The organism is Micromonospora sp. RB23, from assembly GCF_053585025.1.
Window position 1 is genome coordinate 3,945,400 of the sequence record NZ_CM132111.1, and the last position, 15,008, is coordinate 3,960,407.

The window sequence follows — 15,008 nt, forward strand, 5'->3', positions numbered from 1 at the left end:
GGGCGCGGTTCAGGGCAGCACGCGCACGGCCAGGGTGCACGTGTCGTCGTCCGGGCTGGGGTGGTGCAGCAGATTCCGCAGCCGGGCGAGGGTCTGCGCCCCCGGCGTCGCGCTGAGCGCGGACAGGGTGGCTCGTACCTGACGTGACCGGTCCTGGTCGGGCTCCCGGCGCTCGACCAGGCCGTCGGTGTAGAACAGCACGAGGTCGTCGGGGCGCAGTCGCGGGGTGAGCACCGGGTACGTCGAGTCGGCGACGGCGCCCAGCAGCAGGCCCGGAGGGCTTTCGAGCGGGTCGGTCCGACCGGCGCGGGACAGCAGGGGCGCCAGGTGTCCGGCGCGGCCCCAGCAGAGTGACCGGGTCGCCGGGTCGTACAGGGCGACGACCGCGGTGCCGGTGATCGAGAGCTGGCCGCAGAGCCGGTTGAGGTGCCCGAGCAGCACCGACGGGTCCCCGATGCCGATCGACAGCCAGGACACCAGGGCGAAGCGCAGGTGCGCCATCCCGCTCGCCGCGTCCAGGCCGTGACCGGCGACGTCGCCGACGGCGAGCACGACGGTGCCGTCCGGCAGGGCCTGGGCGTGGTACCAGTCACCGCCGACCCGCGCGGTGCTCTCGGCGGGCAGGTAGTTGACCACCGCCTCGATGCCCGGCAGGACGAACGTCTCGCGGGGCACCGGCTGGATGAGGTTCTGCAACTGCCCGGCGAGCCGGTGCTCGGCCAGCGCGGTCAGCTCCCGCGTCCGCAACTGGTCGCTGAGCCGTTCGATGGCGGTACGCGAGTCCACCCGGGCGGTCACGTCCTGCACCACGGCGTGGATCTTCAGCGGTACGCCGTCGGCGTCGCGGGACACGTCGGAGAGGATCCGCAGGTGCCGCACTCCGCCGGTCGTCTGGAACCGGACCGTCACGTCGGAGGACTCCCCGCCGTCCAGCGTCTGCCACGCCGCCTCGCGCAGCATGTAGTCGTCGGGTAGCAGGGCGGCGGCCTGTTCGGCGCGCGACAGTGGCCCGAGGGCGGGATCCCGCTCGAAGATGCGGTACATGCCGGGCGACCACTGACTGATCCCGCTGGCCAGGTCGTACTCGGCCCAGCCGAGGTTGCCCAGCAGCTCGGTGCGGTCCAGGCGGCGACGGTCCTCGTCGAGCCGCTGCCAGGACACCAGCAGGCCACCGAGGACGCGGTGCACCTCGACGTCGAACAGCGAGTCGGCGACGACGCCGGTACGTCTCTCCACGTACCGGAAGTCGGCCAGGCGACCGGACGACCCGGTGGTGAACACCCGCTCGTAGAGCTGCCAGAGCGGTCCGCCGACCATGCTGGGGTACAGCTCACTGAGGCAGGCGCCGACCCGGTCGACGCCCCGTCCGTAGATGTCCTGGCCCTGCCCACTGGTGGCCGCGATCCGCCAGTCGGCGACGGCCCGGTGGTCGTCGGACACCGGCACCAGCCAGGTGCACCCGGCCGGGACCACCGCGAGGATCTCCCGGACGACCGTCTCGACCGGTCGCGTCGCTCCGGCGGCGTCCGCGCCCGGACCGTCCTGGTCCGCCATGGCACGAAGCCTAGTACGCACCGCTGTCCGAGCTACCCCATGGTGGCGCGGGCGGCGGTGTCGATGAGGTCGGCCACCGGGCCGGGCTGCGAGACCGCCACGGCGTGCGACCCGTCGACCTCGACCACGGTGGACCCGGCCCGCTGGGCCAGGAAGCGTTGCAGGTCCGGCGGGATGCCCTGGTCCTGGGTGCTGATCAGGGTCCACGACGGGATCGTCTTCCAGGCCGCCCTCTGCACGGACCCGGTCTGGGCCTTCTCCGAGGCCGGCCGCTGCGTGACCGCCATCAGCTCGGCGACCTCGGGGTCGACGTCGGCGGCGAACACGGCCGGGAACTTGTCCTGCTGGATGTACTGGTCCATCGCCGTCCCACCGTCGGGCAGGGGGAAGGGGACCATCTTGATGGACGTGACGAGCTGGCTGCCGGGATACTTCATGACCAGGTCGACCACGCTCTCGCCGACGTCCGGGCTGATGCTCGCGACGTACACCAGCGCCTTCACGTTCGGGGCGCCGTCCGCGGCCTCGGTGATCACCAGTCCCCCGTACGAGTGCGCGACCATCACGACCGGACCGTCGATGCTGTCCACGATGGAGCGGGCGTACGCCGCGTCCTCCTGCACACCGCGCAGCGGGTTGGCGACGGCGATGGCCGGATAGCCCCGGCGCTTGAGGTTGGCGATCACCCCGTTCCAGCTCGACGAGTCGGCGAAGGCTCCGTGCACGAGCACGACGGTGGGTAGCGGCATAAAGGCAGTATTAGGGATAATCGGACTGCCGTCGGTGATTCCGGAGACGGACGGGCGCGTCGCCAGGTCGATGCGCCCACGTCGGGGTGACGCGGACTGCCACAATGCGGTCAGTCCGGACGGTGACGCCGGGCGCGGGAGACCGGGAGGACGGCACCATGCCGGACAGCGCACGCGAGGCGGAGTTGCTCGACGCCGAACGCACCCTGCAGGCCGCCCAGCGGGCCGGTGACGTCGCGGCCCTGGACCAGTTACTGGTCGACCAACTGATCGCGATCGGCCCCGACGGCCGCAAGCACACCAAGGCGGAGGATCTCGCCGCGCACCGGGACCGCACCACGGTCGTGGAGGAACTCGTCGAGGAGGAGTTGGATCTGCTCGTCGTCGGATCGACCGGCGTGACGTTCTGCCTGGCCCGGGTCGCCGGGATGTTCGGCGGCGCGCCGTTCGCCGCACGCCTGCGCTACACCCGCACCTGGGTGCACGACGACCCGCACGGTTGGCGCGTCCTCGCCGCACACATCAGCCAGGTCTGAGCGCCGGTCAGCTCACGGTGGCGTCGACCGGGCCGACGCGCAGCACCCCGTCGTGCAGGGGCGTGCAGCGGACGCCGCCCGTGGTGCGCAGGGCCTTCCAGGCGCCCGGGCCGACCGTGACGTCCATCCAGGCGCAGGGGCGGGCGGCCCGGTTGACCCGCAGGCCGACGGGGCCGTCACCGGAGTCGAGGATCAACACCCTGCCGATCAGCTCGTCCACGGCCAGGCCGGTGGTGAGGATGTTGCGGCGGACCTGCGCCAGACCGATCCCCACCGGAAGCGACTCCCGGGCGATCACCGTGATGCTGGCGTCGCGGTGGGCCGGCTTGCCGAAGTAGCGGTCGCCGACGATGCCGAGGCCGGCTCGGATCTGGACGCTGTCCACCAGCTCGCCGGGGGGCGCGGGCGCCGGGCCGTCGCTGGGTCGGCCCAGGAAGCGGTGCACGGGCGAGGCCAGCAACTCGACGATCTCCGGCATGCCAGGAATTGTACGAAGCGGACCGTGCCGCGCGGGCCGGCTCGGCCGGCGCAGCCGTGGGGGACGGCGGCTGCCGTCCCCCACGACCCTCAGGCAGGTGTGCCGGTGACGGTGAGGTGGCGCAGCCGGCCGACGTTGTCGAACGAGCCGAAGCCCACCCGACCGGAGCCGAAAGTGGTGTCGTTCGCGGTCAGCACGGGGTCCCGGCGCCCGTCCAGGTAGACGGCGATCTCACCGGTGGCCGGCAGGTGCACGACGCGTACGCGGTGCCAGGCGGCGTCGGTGATCGCCGGGTTGGCGCCCCGGGATCGGCCGTTCCACTGGTGGTCGATGCGCTCGCGGTCGGCGTTGTTCACCTTGAAGATGCCGTTGTGCGGATAGATCGTGTTGTCGGTGGAGAGGTGCGCGTAGTAGAACTCGGTGTCCGAGCGCCAGCCGAAGACGACGATCACGTCCCGGTTGCTGACGTCGACCGGCGTGTCGAGGCGTACCTGTGCGTCGATCCGCACCGACGACCAGGTCGGGCCGGCGGTCAGCACGGCGTACTCGAAGGGTCGGCGCGGGCCCGGCCGGCTCTCGCCGGCCTCGGCGAGGATGACCTCGTCGCGGGTGAACTGCCACTTCGTGGGTGTCACCGGCGCCCAGTTCGCGGCGCCGGCGGTGTGGCGCAGCGTGGTGCCGCCGACGTCGCCGCTGGCGAACTCCCGCGTGCCGGTCACCTTCCAGATCCGACCGTTGGCCTTGGCGACGAGGTACAGCTCGCCGGCCGCGTCGGTGCCGAAGCGCAGGTCGACCCGGTTGGGGTCGCCGGGCGCGCCCGGTCCGGAGAGGTCCCGCATCCGCACCGGCGCGCCCGCGGCGTCGAAGAGCGCGAGCTGGTGGATCGGGGCGAGGCCGTGCCCGCGGCGCATCTCGTCCGCCTCGGTGTAGAGCACCCGGCCGTCGACCAGGTCACCGAAGACGTACTTGCCGCGCAGCGCAGGCACCGCGCGTCCGCGGTAGACGAAACCGCCGGCCACGGCGACGCCGACGTCCGCGGTGCAGTTCCAGTCCGCGGCAGGGTCGTGGTCGTACGCGGCGACGGGGTACGTGTAGCCGTAGCGCTCGTCGTCGGCGGGCAGGGGGAACAGCCGGTCGCACGGGTTGGTGGCCGCCTTGTCGAAGACGAAGGAGCCTTCGCGCTCGCTCCAGCCGAAGTTGTCACCCGCGCGGACCTCGTAGATCGCCTCGATGGCGTGCTCACCGATGTGCCCGAGGTACATCCGGCCGGTCGCCCGGTCCCAGCTGAACCGGTGCGGGTCGCGGAAGCCCACGGCGTAGATCTCGCCGAGCGCCCCGTCCCGGCCGACGAAGGGGTTGTCGGCGGGGATGCCGTACCGGCCGTTGGCGGAGGTGGTGCCCCGGGGGTCGATGCGCAGCAGCTTGCCGTGCGGCAGGCCCAGGTTCTGCGGGTCGGTGTTGCGTACGCCGAGGCCGCCGTCGCCGACCGCGAGGTAGAGCAGGCCGTAGTCGCGGTCGTGGCGTTTCGCCGTGGGGTTGAAGTTGATTTCCTGGATGCCGTGCACCTGGCCGCCGAAGCCGATGCGCAGCACCTCCCGGCGGGTGCCGGCGAAGGTGTCGGCGGCCGGGTCGTCGGCGGTCCACTCGGTGATGACGCCGTGGTAGATGGTGCCGGCCTGGGCGTAGTCCGGTGGGGTGGTCGTCGCCGACGCCAGCTCGGTGTGGATGGTGTAGAACCGGCCGTTGACGCCGAACTCGGGGTGGAAGGCGACGTAGCCGAAGCCCTGGCCGAGCCCTCGCCCGGAGAAGAACTGCGGCGCGAACGTCGCGGCCACGTCCAGGTAGACGTGCGGCACGCCGTTCTCGACCAGGTAGAGGTTGCCGTTGAGATCGGGCACCGCGCGCCGACCGGACCCGTCGGGCAGCTCCATGATGGTGTTGATCCGGGCGGTCCGCATGAGCCGCTGGTCCGTCGGCGCGGGGGTCGGGTACGACTGCGGGAAGCTCGCGTACTCGTCGAGGACCAGCCCGAGGCGGGACTGGCTCGGCATCTCGGGAATCGGGTCGTAGACCGCGCCGGCGGCCCGGGCGGGCGTGGCGACGAGGGTGGACAGCACCAGCACGAGGGCGGTGAGGGCGGCCCTCAGAGGTGGTCGGTGGTGGGCGGTGCGCACGCGTGTCTCCTTCTCGGTGGGACGGTGCCGAGGGTGGTCAGCGGGCCAGGTGGCGGTACTGCCTGCGCACGTCGGACGCGGAGACCACGCTGTCGAGGAACAGCAGGCCGTCCATGCGGCAGTCGCAGGGGTTACGTTCCAGCGTGTTCTGCGGGAAGCTCCCGCCGATCTTGATGCCCCGGGGATCGGAGGCGGTGGTCACGTGCGGGCCGGGCCCCGCCACGAGCCACGGGTCGTCGGCGCGGGTGTAGAAGCCCTCGACAGGTTCGCCGTTGCGGTAGAGGGCCAGCGCGCCGGTGCCGAAGTCGAAGGTGGCGGCGAGGTGCACCCACTCCCCCATCGGCAGCAGGTCCCGCCAGTCCGGCCGCGCCGCGAACGTCTGCGAGTTGCCCCCGTCGAGGCGGCGGCCGAGCGCGACGAGGCGCAGCTCGCCGTCGACGTCGATCAACTCCAGCAGGGCCCGGACGCCGTGCCCGTCGGAGTCGCCGGTGAGCAGGCCGGCGAGACCGATCGCGTTGTACCTGTCGTCCGGATCGGCGGTGGTGGAGTTGGGCAGCGGGCCGTCCATGTCGAGCTTGAACCAGCCCATGATGGTGGTGCCGCCGGTGGCGCTGAAGGCGCGCAGCGTCCGCACGCCGCTGGCCGACCAGGTGCCGGCCTTCCAGTCGTCGTTGCCGGCGACGGTCGGCGCGACCTGCCGGGTCTGCGCCGCGTTGCCGCTGCCCCGGTACGCGTGGTCGGGCACCCGCATCGCCGCACCGCCGTTGACCAGCTCGATCTCGGTGCCGGAGCGGCCCTGGTCGCGCTCCAGGGCGGGGTCACCCGGCACCGGGTGGTCGAAGTCGTAGGCGGCGACCACGTGTGCCCGCAGTGCCGGATGGACGTCGTGCGGGATGCTCCGGTCCGCCCGGGCCGGCGGCACGCCCGTGCCGGTCAGCACGCCGACGGCCAGGAGCGCGACGGCGGTGATGCGGGTCCTGGACATCGTTCACCTCGTTCCACGGCACGCCGGTGACGGGTACGTAAGCGCTTACGTAAGCGCTTACGTACCCTAGGCTTCGACGATCGTCACTGGCAATAGATCGGGTGACATGGATGTCCGCGAAGGAGGTGCGCGTGCCCAGGGCTGGCCAGCGGCCGCGCCTCGTGGAGGTGGCCGAACGCGCGGGTGTCTCACTGGCCACCGCCTCGCGCGCCCTCGCCGGCCGCGACGGGGTCAGCACGGAGGTGGCCGACCGGATCCGGCAGATCGCCCAGGAGCTGGGATACGTCGCCAACCCGTACGCCCGCACCCTGGCCGGGGGCGCCCGTTCCACCGTCGGGCTCATCGTCCACCAGGTCGACGACCCGTACTTCGCCGAGATCGCCGCCGGGGTCATCCAGCTCGCCGCCGAGCAGGGCCTGCTGGTGCAGATCTGCCAGTCCGGGCGGGATCCGGGCTACGAGCTGCGACAACTGCGCCACCTCATCGCCCAGCGGGTCGGCGTCATCCTGATCAGCGGCTCGGGGTACGACGACCCGCGGGTGGAGACCGAGGCCCGTGCCGAGCTGGCGGCGTTCCAGGACCACGGCGGTCGGGTCGCCGCCATCGGCCGGCACGCGCTCGGCGTCGACGCCGTCCTGCCGGACAACGAGGCCGGCGGCCACGCGCTCGCCACGCACCTGGTGGACCTCGGTCACCGGCACATCGCGGTCGCCGCCGGTAGCGCCGGACTGACGACCGTCGCCGACCGGCTCGCCGGCGTGACGTCCGCGCTACGCCAGCGCGGTCTGCGCACCACCGACCTGACGGTCGTCCACGGCGACTTCACCCGTGGCGGCGGGCGGGCCGCCACCGAACAGATCCTCAACGAGCACCCGGAGACCACGGCGATCGTCGCGCTGAACGACGCGATGGCGATGGGCGTCCTGTCGACGTTGCGGTCGCGTCGCGTGCCGGTGCCGGCGCGCATCTCCGTCGTCGGCTTCGACGACGTCTCCGTCGCCGCCGACCTCGCACCCAGCCTCACCACCATCCGGCTGCCGTTGACCGAGATGGGCCGCACGGCGCTCACCCTCGCCCTCAAGCCCCGCGCGGCGCGACCCCGCCGTCGCGCCACCGGACACCTGCTGGTCGTCCGCGACTCGACCGGTCCCGCGCCGACGACCTGACCGGTCGCGGCTCAGACCGCCAGGGCCGCGCGTACCTCCCGCTCCGCCGTGACTCCCCCGTCGCCGTGCGAGGTGACCCGACCGGATTCCAGCACGTGGTAGCGGTTCGCCACCCGCAGCGCGAACCCGAGGTGCTGCTCGACGAGCAGCACGCTGAACCCGGACTGCCGGGTCAACTCGACGATCCGCTCCTGGATCTCGGCGACCACCGACGGCTGGATGCCCTCGGTCGGCTCGTCGAGCATGAGCAGCCGCGGCCGGGTGATCAACGCGCGGGCGATGGCGAGCTGCTGACGCTGGCCGCCGGAGAGCAGCCCGGCCCGTCGCCGCAGCAGCGGACGCAGCGCCGGGAACAGGTCCAGCACCTCCGCCGTGGCCACCGCGCCGTCGCGCCGGCCGTCGGCGACCAGGCGCAGGTTCTCCGCCGCCGTGAGGTGCGGGAAGCACTGCTGGCCCTGCGGGACGTACGCCATCCCGCGCGCCACCCGCTCGTGCGGCGCGAGCCGGGTGACGTCCTCGCCGTCCAGCTCGACCGTGCCGGCGGTCGGCCGCAGCAGGCCCGCAGCGAGCCGCAGCAGGGTGCTCTTGCCGGCGCCGTTGTGCCCGAGCACCGCGGCCACCCCGTCGGGCGGGACGGCGAGGTCCACCCCGTGCAGCACCCGGGAACGCCCGTAACCGGCGTGCACCCCACGCAGGGTCAGCATCATGCCTCCAGAGGGCTGGGGACCGACCCGGCGTCGACCGGGTGGCCAAGGTAGACCTCCTGCACGCGCGGGTCCGCCTGGACCTGCGCCACCGTGCCCTCGCTGAGCACCTTCCCCGCGTGCAGCACGGTGACGCTGCGCGCGAAGCGGCGCAGGAAGTCCATGTCGTGCTCGATCACCACGACCGTGCGGTCGCGGCTCACCGTCTCCAACAGCGCGCCCGTGGCGTCGCGCTCCTCGTGGCTCATCCCGGCGACCGGCTCGTCGAGCAGCAGCAGCCGTGCGTCCTGCACCAGCAGCATGCCGATCTCCAACCACTGCTTCTGCCCGTGCGCGAGCGTGCCGGCGAGCTGGTCGGCCCGTCCGGCCAGCCCGATGGTCTCCAGCGCGGCGGCCACCTCGTCGGGGATGCCCCGCCGACGCCGGGCGAGGGTGGCCCAGCTCCGCCGGGCGCCCGCCGCGATGTCGAGGTTCTGCACCACCGACAGCTCCTCGAAGATCGTCGACGTCTGGAACGTCCGCCCGATGCCGAGGCGGCTGATCCGGTGCACCGGGCGGCCCAACAGCTCCTGGTCGCCGAAGCACACCGAGCCGGTGGCCCGCACCAGGCCGGTGATCGCGTCCACGAGAGTGGTCTTGCCCGCGCCGTTCGGCCCGATCAGGAACCGGATGTCGCCGGCGGGAACCTCCAGCGAGACGCCGTCGACCGCGGTGAAACCGTCGAAGCTGACCCGCACGTCACGGACGGACAACCCGTCCAGTCGGTCCTCGCTCATGGGGCCGCCACCTCCGCCCGTTCGGCGCGTCGCCGACCCAGCGGTGACCACCCACGATGCGGCGACGCCGGACCGGCCTCGCGGCGGCGGGCCAGCGCCCACAGCGACGCCAGGCCGCCGGGAAGGAACGCCACCACCACCACGAAGAGCAGACCCTGGAGGTACGTCCAGGTGCCCGGGAACCGTTCGGAGAGGGCGGTACGCGCCCAGGCCACCGCGACCGCGCCGAGCACCGGACCGAGCAGCGTGGCCCGGCCGCCCACCGCGACCCCGATGACGAACTCGATCGACGGGACGATGCCGATCAGCGCGGGCGAGATGATGCCCACCGCCGGCACGAACAGCGCGCCGGCGAGACCCGCCATGCCCGCCGCCACCACGTAGGCGACGAGCTTGACCGACGCCGGGTCGTAGCCGAGGAACCGGACCCGCTCCTCACTGTCGCGTACCGCCACGAGCAGTTCGCCGTAGCGGCTGTGGATGAGCTGGCGGGCCAGGGCGAGCAGCGCCAGCAGGACACCGGCGATGATGAAGTAGACCATCCGTTGGTTGACCGGGTCGTCCAGGTCGTACCCGAAGAAGCCCTGGATGTCGGTGAGCCCGTTCGTGCCGCCCGTGGTCCCCTGCTGGCCGACCAGCAGGATCACCATGGCGGCGGCGAGCGCCTGGCTGAGGATGGCGAAGTACGCGCCCCGCACGCGCCGGCGGAACACCAGCGAACCGAGCCCGTAGGCGACGGCCATCGGCAACAGCACCGTGGCGGGCAGCGCGAACCACGGGCTGGCGAACGGCCGCCACCAGACGGGCAGTTCGTCGAGCTGCCCGTACAGCTGCATGAAGTCGGGCATCCCACCGGGACCCGCGTCGGCGAGCTTGAGGTGCATGGCCATCGCGTAGCCGCCGAGGCCGAAGAAGACGCCCTGGCCGAGGGTGAGCATGCCGCCGCGACCCCAGGCGATGCCGATGCCGACGGCCACCATGGCGACGCAGAGGTACTTGGCGAGCAGGGCCAGCCGGAAGTCCGACAGCACCAGCGGCGCGACGGCGAACAGCAGCGCCGCGCCGAACGCGAACCCCGCTGCCGCCCGTAGCCGCGAACGGCCCCCGGGTCGCCTCGGTGGCCCGGCGTCGGCCGGGGCCGGTGTGTCGGCGGTGGTCGGCGGCGCGGGTGTCACGGCGGTCATGCGAGGCTCCTGGTCCGCAGGGTGAACAGGCCCTGTGGCCGCCACTGGAGGAACGCGACGATCGCCACGAAGACGATCACCTTGGCGACGCTGAGGGTCGTGAGGTACTCCCCGGTGGCCTGGAGCACGCCGAGGGCGAAGGCGACGATCACGCTGCCCTTGAGCTGACCGATCCCGCCGACCACGACGACCAGGAAGGCGTCGATGATCAGGTTGGTGCCCATGGTCGGGCCGATCGGGCCGAGGAGGGTGAGCGCCACCCCGGCGAGGCCGGCCAGACCGGAGCCGAGAAAGAACGTCGTCCGGTCGACGCGGGCGGTGGGAATGCCGGACACCGCGGCGAGGTCGCGGTTCTGCACCACCGCGCGGATCCGACGTCCCAGCGGGGTGAGTCGCAGCGCCAGGGTGAGCGCGGCGACGGCGGCCAGGGCCAGGGCCAGGATGAACAGCCGGTTGTTGGCGACCGTCAGCCCACCCGGCAACGCCACGTTGCCGGTGAGCAGGTCCGGCGCGCGGGTCTGCACGTTCGGGCTGCCGAAGACGTCCCGCGCGAGCTGTTGCAGCATCAGGGACACGCCCCAGGTGACCAGCAGGGTGTCCAGCGGGCGGGCGTAGAGCCGGCGGATGAGCAGGATCTCCAGCAGCACGCCCATCGTGCCGGCGACCACGAACGCCACCGGCAACGCCACCAGCAGGGACGCGCCGGCCCCGGTGATGCTCTGTTGCAGCACGTACGTGGTGTAGGCGCCGGCCATGATGAACTCGCCGTGGGCCATGTTGATGACGTTCATCTGGCCGAAGGTCAGCGCGAGCCCGAGCGCGATGAGCAGCAGCACCGCGCCGATGCTGATGCCGGTGAAGAGTTGACCGAAGAGGACTGTCACGGTGGGTACTCCGTACTGCTGGTCGGGGGACCCGGGCGGGACGCGCGTCGTCGCGCCGCCCGCCCGGGCCGGCGTCGTCAGCTCAGGCCGCTCGCCCACGGGTAGGTCTTGAGGAACGGGTCCGGTGCGACCGGCTTGCCGGAGTTCCACACCTCGGTGATCAGGCCGTCCGCGCCGATCTTGCCGATGCGGGCGGTCTTGGCGATGTGCTGGGTCTTGCCGTCGACGGTGACCAGGCCCTCCGGCGCGTCGAAGGTGATCCCGTCGGAGGCGGCGCGGACCTTCTCGACGTCGAACGCGCCGGCCTTCTCGACCATCGCCTTCCACAGGTAGACGCTGACGTAGGCGGCCTCCATCGGGTCGCTCGTCGGCTTGTCCGCGCCGTACTTCGCCTTGTACGCGGCCACGAACTTGCTGTTCGCCGCGCCCGGCGTGGTCTGGTAGTAGTTCCAGGCGGTCAGCTGGCCCTCCAGGTACTGGGTGCCGATGCCCTTGACCTCCTCCTCGGCGATGGACACCGACACCACCGGCATGCCGGCGGCGGTCAGCCCGGCCGACTTGTACTCCTTGAAGAAGGCCACGTTGCTGTCACCGTTGAGGGTGTTGAAGACGGCCTTCGCGCCGGACGACTTGACCTTGTTGACGATCGTGCCGAATTCGGTGGACCCGAGCGGCGCGTAATCCTCGCCGACCACCGTCATCCCGTTCGCCGCCGCGTACGCCTTGATGATTTTGTTGGCCGTTCGGGGGAACACGTAGTCGCTGCCCACCAGGTAGACCGACTTCGTTCCCTGCGCCTTGAGGTAGTCCAGCCCGGGAACGATCTGCTGGTTGGTCGTCGCGCCCGTGTAGAAGATGTAGGGCGACTGTTCCAGACCCTCGTACTGCACCGGATAGAACAGCAGCGCCTTGTTCTTCTCGAACACCGGCTTGACCGCCTTGCGGCTCGCCGACGTCCAGCAGCCGAAGACGGCGGCGACCCGGTCCTCGGAGATGAGCTTCTCGGCCTTCTCGGCGAAGGTGGGCCAGTCCGAGGCGCCGTCCTCCCCGACCGGTTGGATCTTCTTGCCGAGGACGCCGCCGGCCGCGTTGATCTCCTCGACGGCGAGCATGATCGAGTCGCGGACGGTGACCTCGCTGATCGCCATGGTGCCGGAGAGCGAGTTGAGCAGGCCCACCTTGACGGTGTCGCCGGAGACGTCGGCGGTGACGCCGGCCGCGCCGCCCTCGTCATTGGTCTTGCTGCCGCACGCGGTCATGGCCGCCGCGGCGACGAGGGTCATGGCACCCGCCAGGATGCGGCGGTCCCAAAGAAGTGACATCTAATCTCCCTGCGGTGCACTCAGGTAGCGAAAGGACGGTCGGTGCGGTCCGGTGGAGCTGACGTTGGCGGTGTCGGAGTCGACGGGTGGACGTCGCCTACCGTCATCGCATCGGGTACGGGCACGCAAAGCGTCGACCGGCATGATTGCGTGAGTGTTTCCCGGTCCTTAATTGACTGTTTCCCCGGCACGTGGCTAGTGCGCACGCCACAATGGCCGACATCGTCTCCACAGAGCGGTGCCGGCAGTGATTAATTCGGTGAAGAATGGGCCACCACAATGGTCGGCGGACAGATTTCCGCCGACGGTGGACACACAATCGCGGTATCCGGCCCGAGCCAGATACTTCACGCAGGAAGTATCTTAGGGCCGGGCCGGGTGGACCTGTCAAGGGTCCGGACGGGCGGTCAGAGCTGGGCGAGCACGGTGAAGTCGAGACCGTCGGCCTCGGCGAGGTAGATCCGCTGGCGCACGTGCCTGCCCCGCAGCCGCAGCCGACCGCGCGGCCCCTGGTACGCCACCGTGTCGGCGGCCGTCTCGATCGCCCGCACGTCGAGGGTGCGGGCCTGCGCGATCAGGGCGGCGAGCAGCATCACGCCCTCGTAGCAGGACTCCCCCAGACTGCCCAGCGGCGGGGCCTCCACTCCGAACCGGCGGGCGAACTCGCCGTGGAAGTCGAGGTTCTCCTGCGTCACGAGCCCGGCGAAGAATCCCGCGGTGCTGTACAGCCGCCGCGTCGCGCCCGCCCCGCTGGCCAGCAGCATGTTCTCGTCCATGAGGGTGCTCAGCCGCAGGCAACGCTGGTCCATCCCGGCACGCCCGAACGCCCGGTTGAAGCGCACCGCGTCCGCGCCCACGAGCAGCATCACCACCGCGTCGGCCTCGCTGCGCTCGATCTCGCGCAGCACGTCGTCGAAGTCGTGCGTCTCCAACGGCAGGAACGCCTGCCCCACCACCCGGCCGCCGCCGCGCAGCGCGTACCGCTGGGCCGCCCGCGCGGTACGTCGGGGCCACACGTAGTCGTTGCCGACCACGAACCAGCGACGGACGCCCTGCTCACCCGCGAGCAGCCGCATGGCGGGCCACAACTGGGCGTCCGGCGTCTCGCTGGTCAGATAGACCCCCTCGGTACGCTCACCGCCCTCGTACAGGGCGGTGTAGACGTACGGCACGCGGTGGGCGACCCGGGGCGCGAGCGCCTGCCGCACCGAGGAGATGTGCCAACCGGTCACACCCTGCACCGCGCCCACCGACACCAACGCCTCGACCTCGGCGGCCACCTCGGCCGGCGGGGCGCCACCGTCGACCGGCACCAGCCGCACCTCCCGGCCCAGCACCCCGCCGCAGGCGTTGATCTCCTCGACCGCGAGCTGAGCGCAGAGTTCGCAGGTCGGGCCGAACATTCCCGCCGGACCGCGCATCGGGTACACCAGCGCGATGCTGACCACGGCCCGATCGACGGTGAGCCACGGCGGTGCCGGCGCGGACATGAGCACATGATTGCCCGGCACAGGTCGGAAGACCAGAGCTCACCACTGAGCGGGACGAGTCGCTACGATGACAGGGCCACCGGCCCAGGGAGTTCCATGTCAGACGTGACCGGGGCGCCAGCCGACCTGCTGCGCTCGCTCACCCGCGCCGAACGGCTGCTCTCCCGCCGGATGGCCGCCGTGCTGGCCGACGACGAGCTGACCACCGAGGCGTGGCGGGTGCTCTGCCTGCTCGCCGACGGTCAGGGCCACCCGATGAGCGAGGTGTCCGCCGAGGCGTCGCTGCCGCCGGGCACCCTCACCAAGCTGGTCGACCAGCTCGTCGACCGTAACCTGGTGTTCCGGCGGATCGACGTGCTGGACCGCCGGCGAATCCGGGCCTACCTGACGACGCGGGGCCGCCGCGAGCACGCCCGCATCGACGAGCGGGTCCGGGCCAGTCTCGCCGAGGCTGGCGTACCGGCCGACACCGCCCTGATCGATCACCTCGCCGAGCTGATCGCCCGACTCGACCCGGCCGGTCGCCGCGACCACGCCGAGGCGGCCGGCCCGCGCCGCTGACGGCGGCCCGGACTCACTCCACCTTGGTGAGCAGCGGTTTGCCCTTCTCGACGACGTACGTGGCCAGCTCGACGGCCACCCCGTCGCCGACGTTGCGGGCCTGGTGGTGGACCCCGTACGGCACGGTCAGGGCGTCGCCCACGTTGCACACCACCGGCGGCTGACCTTCGAGCGTGTACTCCAGCGACCCCTGGAGCACGCAGATGATCTCCTCGCCGGGGTGAAAGTGCTTGAACGGCGGCGAGTCCGGCGTGAACTCGACCCGGCTCTGGATGACCTCGCGGCCCTCGATGCTGAGATCGTGCCGCTGGAGATCGACGCGCCACAACCCCGGAGCGCCCTCCACGGCTGTCGGACTGATGCCCTCGGGTCGATCCTTGCCACTCATCACGGCCTCCTGTGAGCCATCCAGCGACCGGCGATCGCACGTTTTCCGAGGATAGGA

Annotated in this window: 15 protein-coding genes; 3 read left to right on the plus strand and 12 right to left on the minus strand. The window is 71.7% G+C overall.

Going from position 1 to position 15,008, the window contains the following annotated elements; genetic code table 11:
• Nucleotides 1–9: 9 nt before the first annotated feature.
• Both ACTFTM_RS18265 and ACTFTM_RS18270 read right to left on the minus strand, forming a co-directional pair.
• Complete coding sequence (locus ACTFTM_RS18265) at nt 10–1,554, minus strand: PP2C family protein-serine/threonine phosphatase (RefSeq protein ID WP_449561674.1); 1,545 nt, start codon at nt 1,552–1,554, stop codon at nt 10–12.
• Between the two features lie 32 nt (nt 1,555–1,586).
• Nucleotides 1,587–2,303, minus strand: a complete 717-nt coding sequence (locus ACTFTM_RS18270; RefSeq protein WP_449561675.1) for an alpha/beta fold hydrolase — start codon at nt 2,301–2,303, stop codon at nt 1,587–1,589.
• Nucleotides 2,304–2,407: 104 nt separating this feature from the next.
• On the opposite strand from ACTFTM_RS18270, the gene ACTFTM_RS18275 reads away from it, so the two are divergent.
• Nucleotides 2,408–2,839 carry a nuclear transport factor 2 family protein gene (locus ACTFTM_RS18275; RefSeq protein WP_449561676.1) on the plus strand — a complete coding sequence of 144 codons (432 nt, stop codon included), beginning with the start codon at nt 2,408–2,410 and terminating at the stop codon, nt 2,837–2,839.
• A 7-nt stretch (nt 2,840–2,846) separates the two neighbouring features.
• Here the strand turns inward: ACTFTM_RS18275 and ACTFTM_RS18280 are convergent, their stop codons facing one another.
• From ACTFTM_RS18280 to ACTFTM_RS18290, 3 genes are all read right to left on the minus strand, one after another.
• A complete protein-coding gene (locus tag ACTFTM_RS18280) occupies nt 2,847–3,317 on the minus strand; it encodes a molybdenum cofactor biosysynthesis protein (protein ID WP_449561677.1) in 471 nt (156 codons plus the stop codon).
• 89 nt (nt 3,318–3,406) lie between these two features.
• The gene (locus tag ACTFTM_RS18285) at nt 3,407–5,491 is read right to left on the minus strand and encodes a PQQ-dependent sugar dehydrogenase (RefSeq protein ID WP_449561678.1); all 2,085 of its coding nucleotides are present in this window, start codon (nt 5,489–5,491) and stop codon (nt 3,407–3,409) included.
• A 37-nt stretch (nt 5,492–5,528) separates the two neighbouring features.
• Nucleotides 5,529–6,476 (minus strand): LamG-like jellyroll fold domain-containing protein, encoded by a 948-nt coding sequence (locus ACTFTM_RS18290; RefSeq protein ID WP_449561679.1) that lies wholly within the window; start codon nt 6,474–6,476, stop codon nt 5,529–5,531.
• 131 nt (nt 6,477–6,607) lie between these two features.
• Here ACTFTM_RS18290 and ACTFTM_RS18295 point away from each other — a divergent pair, with 131 nt between their 5' ends.
• Nucleotides 6,608–7,642: a LacI family DNA-binding transcriptional regulator gene (locus tag ACTFTM_RS18295; RefSeq protein ID WP_449561680.1), complete on the plus strand. Its 1,035-nt coding sequence runs from the start codon at nt 6,608–6,610 to the stop codon at nt 7,640–7,642.
• Nucleotides 7,643–7,653: 11 nt separating this feature from the next.
• On the opposite strand, the gene urtE is transcribed toward ACTFTM_RS18295, so the two are convergent.
• The 6 genes from urtE to ACTFTM_RS18325 all read right to left on the minus strand — a co-directional run bounded on the left by urtE (nt 7,654) and on the right by ACTFTM_RS18325 (nt 14,002).
• Entirely contained in the window at nt 7,654–8,349 is a 696-nt protein-coding gene (gene urtE, locus ACTFTM_RS18300; protein ID WP_433533913.1) for an urea ABC transporter ATP-binding subunit UrtE, read from the minus strand.
• The gene (urtD, locus tag ACTFTM_RS18305; protein ID WP_449561681.1) at nt 8,346–9,122 is read right to left on the minus strand and encodes an urea ABC transporter ATP-binding protein UrtD; all 777 of its coding nucleotides are present in this window, start codon (nt 9,120–9,122) and stop codon (nt 8,346–8,348) included. Before urtD ends, urtE begins: the two co-directional genes overlap by 4 nt.
• Complete coding sequence (gene urtC, locus ACTFTM_RS18310) at nt 9,119–10,306, minus strand: urea ABC transporter permease subunit UrtC (protein ID WP_449561682.1); 1,188 nt, start codon at nt 10,304–10,306, stop codon at nt 9,119–9,121. Before urtC ends, urtD begins: the two co-directional genes overlap by 4 nt.
• Nucleotides 10,303–11,190 carry an urea ABC transporter permease subunit UrtB gene (gene urtB / locus ACTFTM_RS18315; RefSeq protein ID WP_449561683.1) on the minus strand — a complete coding sequence of 296 codons (888 nt, stop codon included), beginning with the start codon at nt 11,188–11,190 and terminating at the stop codon, nt 10,303–10,305. Before urtB ends, urtC begins: the two co-directional genes overlap by 4 nt.
• A gap of 77 nt (nt 11,191–11,267) precedes the next feature.
• On the minus strand, nt 11,268–12,512 hold the full coding sequence (gene urtA, locus ACTFTM_RS18320; protein WP_449561684.1) for an urea ABC transporter substrate-binding protein: 1,245 nt from the start codon (nt 12,510–12,512) through the stop codon (nt 11,268–11,270).
• Between the two features lie 407 nt (nt 12,513–12,919).
• Nucleotides 12,920–14,002: a substrate-binding domain-containing protein gene (locus tag ACTFTM_RS18325; RefSeq protein ID WP_449561685.1), complete on the minus strand. Its 1,083-nt coding sequence runs from the start codon at nt 14,000–14,002 to the stop codon at nt 12,920–12,922.
• Nucleotides 14,003–14,098: 96 nt separating this feature from the next.
• On the opposite strand from ACTFTM_RS18325, the gene ACTFTM_RS18330 reads away from it, so the two are divergent.
• The gene (locus ACTFTM_RS18330; protein ID WP_449561686.1) at nt 14,099–14,563 is read left to right on the plus strand and encodes a MarR family winged helix-turn-helix transcriptional regulator; all 465 of its coding nucleotides are present in this window, start codon (nt 14,099–14,101) and stop codon (nt 14,561–14,563) included.
• A 13-nt stretch (nt 14,564–14,576) separates the two neighbouring features.
• Here the strand turns inward: ACTFTM_RS18330 and ACTFTM_RS18335 are convergent, their stop codons facing one another.
• The gene (locus tag ACTFTM_RS18335) at nt 14,577–14,951 is read right to left on the minus strand and encodes a cupin domain-containing protein (RefSeq protein WP_354860647.1); all 375 of its coding nucleotides are present in this window, start codon (nt 14,949–14,951) and stop codon (nt 14,577–14,579) included.
• Between the last annotated feature and the right edge of the window lie 57 nt (nt 14,952–15,008).

Bases quoted from the DNA above. Each gene is read 5' to 3' on its own strand.
- ACTFTM_RS18265 (WP_449561674.1), bottom strand. From the start codon at position 1,554: ATGGCGGACCAGGACGGTCCGGGCGCGGACGCCGCCGGAGCGACGCGA.
- ACTFTM_RS18270 (WP_449561675.1), bottom strand. From the start codon at position 2,303: ATGCCGCTACCCACCGTCGTGCTCGTGCACGGAGCCTTCGCCGACTCG.
- ACTFTM_RS18275 (WP_449561676.1), top strand. From the start codon at position 2,408: ATGCGGTCAGTCCGGACGGTGACGCCGGGCGCGGGAGACCGGGAGGAC.
- ACTFTM_RS18280 (WP_449561677.1), bottom strand. From the start codon at position 3,317: ATGCCGGAGATCGTCGAGTTGCTGGCCTCGCCCGTGCACCGCTTCCTG.
- ACTFTM_RS18290 (WP_449561679.1), bottom strand. From the start codon at position 6,476: ATGTCCAGGACCCGCATCACCGCCGTCGCGCTCCTGGCCGTCGGCGTG.
- urtE (WP_433533913.1), bottom strand. From the start codon at position 8,349: ATGATGCTGACCCTGCGTGGGGTGCACGCCGGTTACGGGCGTTCCCGG.
- urtD (WP_449561681.1), bottom strand. From the start codon at position 9,122: ATGAGCGAGGACCGACTGGACGGGTTGTCCGTCCGTGACGTGCGGGTC.
- urtC (WP_449561682.1), bottom strand. From the start codon at position 10,306: ATGACCGCCGTGACACCCGCGCCGCCGACCACCGCCGACACACCGGCC.
- urtA (WP_449561684.1), bottom strand. From the start codon at position 12,512: ATGTCACTTCTTTGGGACCGCCGCATCCTGGCGGGTGCCATGACCCTC.
- ACTFTM_RS18325 (WP_449561685.1), bottom strand. From the start codon at position 14,002: ATGTCCGCGCCGGCACCGCCGTGGCTCACCGTCGATCGGGCCGTGGTC.
- ACTFTM_RS18330 (WP_449561686.1), top strand. From the start codon at position 14,099: ATGTCAGACGTGACCGGGGCGCCAGCCGACCTGCTGCGCTCGCTCACC.
- ACTFTM_RS18335 (WP_354860647.1), bottom strand. From the start codon at position 14,951: ATGAGTGGCAAGGATCGACCCGAGGGCATCAGTCCGACAGCCGTGGAG.